This window comes from Erwinia magellanica (assembly GCF_039023495.1).
Taxonomy (GTDB): Bacteria; Pseudomonadota; Gammaproteobacteria; order Enterobacterales; family Enterobacteriaceae; genus Erwinia.
In genome coordinates, this window is the sequence record NZ_JBCHVC010000015.1 from 1 (window position 1) to 1,456 (window position 1,456).

Below are 1,456 nucleotides of genomic sequence, written 5' to 3' on the forward strand. Positions count from 1 at the left end.
ATTGGCGGTGCGCTGGTTGACCTGCTGCTCGGTGCCGATTTTGTGAATACCGTCGGCCTCATAGAGCTGCATGTAGACCTCGGTACCCGAGACGCCCGTGCCCTGCCACACCACCACGATGCGGCCGTCGGCCAGCCGGGTGGTCGCCGGGTTAAGCTGGTCGCCCGCGGTGGTGGTGTTCACCTGTGCGCTTTCGTTCAGCAGATTGTAAGAACTCAACGCTGCTCCTGCGATCCGCACCGCTTCGCTCTCATTCCCTGCCGCATCGGTCGCTGTGATGGTGCCGTTTTCGCCCACGCTGAGAGGATTAGGTTCAATCTTCCATGCACCGTTGGCGTCTGCCACGGTTGAATAGACCGTACCATCCGCATCCGTAACTTTCACCACAGCCCCGGCTTCGGTCTGTCCCGCCAGCATCTCTTTGGTGTTGGTTGAAAGACCGACGTTTGGCGGCAACACATCCGTATCGTTCGACGCTGGCGTGGTCGCAGGCTGATAGTCAATCGTCTTCGGATCGTTGTTATCCGGCGTTAACTGCTGGAGTCCCAGCGTTTCAACCAGGTCAATAACGCGGCCTTTAATGGCCGAACCGTCGCCGTCGCCCACACCCTGATCGGTCCAGGTAACGTAGAGCTGCCCGCCGGTCAGGAAGGTGGCGTCCACCTCCACCTGGTCACCGTAGGTCAGCTGGTTGATCTGCATCTGCTGACCCACCTTGTTACCCGCCGCGTCAAAGTACTGCGCGTAGATACCGTTAGTCCCTGCGCCTGGCGCCGTGTCGGTGGCCGAAACGAATACCGCCACAAAGCTGCCGTCTGCCCGGCTGACAACCTTCGCCAGATGCTGATCGCTGGCGGTGGCCGTGTTGATCAGGAACTCGCTGGTCAGCGCGGTGCCGTCCGCCGCATAAATGCGGCCCCAGACGCCGAAGCCGCTCTGGTCAGGCCCGCTGTTATCGTTCGAGTCCCAGGTCACCACGTAGTTGCCGTTGTCCAGCGCGCTGACCGCCGGTGACGCCTGATTGTTAGCCAGGGTCTCGTTAGCGACAAAGCTGCTCACCACCGCATGGCTCTGCGGATCGTAGATCGATACGCCTGCATCGTAGCCAGTACCTTTCACGGTATAAGCGATCGCTACCTGGCCATTTTCCAGCACCGCCACCGACGGTAACGGCTCCCATTCAGGAATGAGGGCGTTAGCGTTCAGGCTGGTGGATGCCAGCACCATTTCCGACGTAACCGGCGTGCCGCTGGCATCGTACTGACGACCGTAGACCGTCCAGGTACCGCCCAGGCTCGCTTCCCACACCACCATATAGCCGCCGTCATCCAGGCCGGTAATGACCGGAACGCGCAGCTTGCTGGCCGCCGTGCTGGAATCGACATTGTACTCGGCGCCACTGGCCACCACGCCGTTGACGTTGCCCGCCCCGTCGTAGCTGTAGCTGAAGCCCTGA

Annotated in this window: 1 protein-coding gene; it reads right to left on the reverse strand. The window is 61.2% G+C overall.

Features of this window, described 5'->3' with window-relative positions:
* The coding region (locus AAH450_RS21025; RefSeq protein ID WP_342911924.1) for an Ig-like domain-containing protein at window positions 1-1,456 on the reverse strand (1,456 nt) is incomplete at both ends.